5 protein-coding genes are annotated in these 2,783 nt (G+C 42.3%); 1 reads left to right on the top strand and 4 read right to left on the bottom strand.

The window, feature by feature from the left end; all coding sequences use genetic code 11:
* Positions 1 to 210 precede the first annotated feature (210 nt).
* From F6K38_RS38935 to F6K38_RS38925, 3 genes are all read right to left on the bottom strand, one after another.
* A complete protein-coding gene (locus F6K38_RS38935) occupies positions 211 to 354 on the bottom strand; it encodes a hypothetical protein (protein ID WP_193431516.1) in 144 nt (47 codons plus the stop codon).
* A 315-nt stretch (positions 355 to 669) separates the two neighbouring features.
* Positions 670 to 870, bottom strand: a complete 201-nt coding sequence (locus F6K38_RS38930; protein ID WP_287310852.1) for a hypothetical protein — start codon at positions 868 to 870, stop codon at positions 670 to 672.
* A 265-nt stretch (positions 871 to 1,135) separates the two neighbouring features.
* Positions 1,136 to 1,339 carry a hypothetical protein gene (locus tag F6K38_RS38925; RefSeq protein WP_165691856.1) on the bottom strand — a complete coding sequence of 68 codons (204 nt, stop codon included), beginning with the start codon at positions 1,337 to 1,339 and terminating at the stop codon, positions 1,136 to 1,138.
* 119 nt (positions 1,340 to 1,458) lie between these two features.
* Between F6K38_RS38925 and F6K38_RS38920 the strand changes: the two genes are divergently transcribed.
* Positions 1,459 to 2,031 (top strand): hypothetical protein, encoded by a 573-nt coding sequence (locus F6K38_RS38920; protein WP_131827174.1) that lies wholly within the window; start codon positions 1,459 to 1,461, stop codon positions 2,029 to 2,031.
* 292 nt (positions 2,032 to 2,323) lie between these two features.
* On the opposite strand, the gene F6K38_RS38915 is transcribed toward F6K38_RS38920, so the two are convergent.
* Positions 2,324 to 2,632 (bottom strand): hypothetical protein, encoded by a 309-nt coding sequence (locus F6K38_RS38915; protein WP_008185150.1) that lies wholly within the window; start codon positions 2,630 to 2,632, stop codon positions 2,324 to 2,326.
* Positions 2,633 to 2,783 lie beyond the last annotated feature (151 nt).

The following is a 2,783-nucleotide window of genomic DNA, read 5'->3' as shown; positions in this document are numbered from 1 at the left end:
GAGGCTTGACTCCAATTGCTGACTACCACTCCTCCCTCAGGCAACAATAAATTGCACCTTGACCGTTTTATACCGGATTATCCAGATTAATGACGGTTTAAGAGTATCTCATCAAAGTTCTCACAATTGGCTTTCGAGTCCTTTTGTCTATAGCAGCAGGAAATTTGGCGTTGCTGAATTAAGGAATGAATGCGCGATCATCTGGTTTTATTAAAGCCCCCGTGGGTCCCCCAATTCTGGGGGACTTGTCTTGATGCAATAGCGAGTGGGGGAAACCCCCAAGACCGCGCTGCATCGCTTGAGAGTTTTGTTCCCCCACCGGTGCGCTTTCCGTCGGCGAATTAAATTCGCCACGGGTCGCACCGCAAAATTGGGGGGCTAGGGGGGCAAAACCATACCCATAATCAGCAACGCCGGAAATTTAGATTAAATCACAGATAATTAAACCCTTGTTTATTTGATAGCGCTTATCCTAGTAATAAGTTATACTCACCTCTTGCCCCATTCTCAATAAGCTTGGTTCATGTAGGGTGGGCAGTGCACCAGACAGATAATGAAGCTTGCAAAGCGCGTTGGTAGGCACTGCCCACCCTACGATTAATGACAATGGTGCAAGATCTCAGTTATACAGATTTTTTGGCGTTGCTGAATCAAGGAATGAATGCGCGATCATCTGGTTTTATTAAAGCCCCCGTGGGTCCCCCAATTCTGGGGGACTTGTCTTGATGCAATAGCGAGTGGGGGAAACCACGGCAATAGCGAGTGGGGGGAACCCCCAAGACCGCGCTGCCTCCCCAAGACCGCGCTGCATCGCTTGAGAGTTTTGTTCCCCCACCGGTGCGCTTTCCGTCGGCGAATTAAATTCGCCACGGGTCGCACCGCAGAATTGGGGGGCTAGGGGGGCGAAACCATACCCATAATCAGCAACGCCGGAAATTTAGATTAAATCACAGATAATTAAACCCTTGTTTATTTGATAGCGCTTATCCTAGTAATAAGTTATACTCACCTCTTGCCCCATTCTCAATAAGCTTGGTTCATGTAGGGTGGGCAGTGCACCAGACAGATAATGAAGCTTGCAAAGCGCGTTGGTAGGCACTGCCCACCCTACGATTAATGACAATGGTGCAAGATCTCAGTTATACAGATTTTTTGGCGTTGCTGAATCAAGGAATGAATGCGCGATCATCTGGTTTTGGTCAAGCCCCCGTGGGTCCCCCAACTTTGCGGTGCGACCCAAGGGCGATTTACTCGCCCTAGGAGGCGCGCACCGGAAGGGACGCAAGAAAGTCTTGTTCCCCCACCGGTGCGCTTTCCGTCGGCGAATTAAATTCGCCACGGGTCGCACCGCAGAATTGGGGGGCTAGGGGGGCGAAACCATACCCATAATCAGCAACGCCGATTTTTTTACTGTTATCTTTTTACTGTTCCATAAAATCAAAAATGGACATAAACTAGTTGATAAATACTATATCAATACCCGTTGATGGAGCCGTAACTATGAGTAGTCTATCTCAACTTCAAAGCCGAAAACTTGGATTAATCGAATTAATCTCAATGGGGTTTGATGTTTATCTGAAAAATTTGAAGCCTATCCTACTGTTGTTTTGTACAATTTATTTACCTTTGCTGATAATTTTATCAGCTTTGAACCCGGAAAATATAAATAACCCTTCAGGATTGTTTTTAGCATTTTTTGTAGTTGTTTCGATCATTGTCAATTTAGCAAGTTTGATCTATTACATAGCCCTATCGCTGATTACAGAAAATTATATTCATGGAAGAGATACCAGTTATCAGAGTGCAGTCCAAAAAATAGTTTCAAATTTACTGCCTCTAGTTGGCTTGGTTTTGATATTTAGTATTAACTATTTTATCCGATTTATGCTACTTATAATCCCAGGGATAGTTTATACGGTAAATAATCAATACTATGGGCTGGCTTTTATTCTCCGAGACCAAAGGGGAAAAGATGCTTTCGATTACAGTCGCTCCAGCGATGCAGCGCGGTCTTGGGGGTCCCCCCCATGAGCGACTGCATCAAGACAGAGTTGAAGGGAATTGGTGGAAAGTATTTTTCTTCATTTTTCTAAGTGGATTGAGTGCTTTATGCTTACAATTTATCTTGAATAGTGTATTAACTAGTCTTCCTTTTATGAAAAATTTTTGGGGTGATTTACTTTCAGTAATTTTACCTCAATTTATCTTATCGTCATCGGGATTGCCATTGGTAATATACTTCTATTTCTTAACTTAGATGATCAGAAAAGTTTGGAGAGCTGATTAAAATTGAAGCATTAATAGGCTAGCTCAATCCGGTGACTTAAAACCAAGTTCTGTATTCATCTAAATAACCGTCGTAGTACAATTCTTCTTCTTCAAGGCAATCTGGAGTATCGACAGTAGTCTCTTCTGTTAAGTCTATTCCGTGATACTCTTCCTCTAGTTTTTTCATCTCTTCAAACAGACCTTGTTTCTTAAGCTTAGATCTTTCTGCAACAAATTTGTTCCATTTCTTACACTTTTTCCTAGCTCGTTCTCCTGGGACGTTTTTACAGTTTACCGGCCTGTAGTCGCTAGGTTCATAAAACTTATGTCCCCCAGGATGTTTTTTCTTTTTTTTCTTACTCATATTAATAGATTTTACTTTTTATAGACTTCTATAAATTTTGGCCGAAAGTCAATTGAGTAAGATTTTATCCCAGATTGTTATAACTCACTAGTTAATCTCTGTATTATTATACCTCATAAGTAGGATAAACGTAAGCATATGCTGATAGCTG

It is taken from the genome of Moorena sp. SIO3B2 (genome assembly GCF_010692525.1).
GTDB lineage: Bacteria > Cyanobacteriota > Cyanobacteriia > Cyanobacteriales > Coleofasciculaceae > Moorena > Moorena producens.
The sequence above is the reverse complement of the archived record's forward strand: the minus strand, read 5'-3'. Positions and strand labels throughout refer to the sequence as shown.

Bases quoted from the DNA above. Each gene is read 5' to 3' on its own strand.
- F6K38_RS38915 (WP_008185150.1), bottom strand. From the start codon at position 2,632: ATGAGTAAGAAAAAAAAGAAAAAACATCCTGGGGGACATAAGTTTTAT.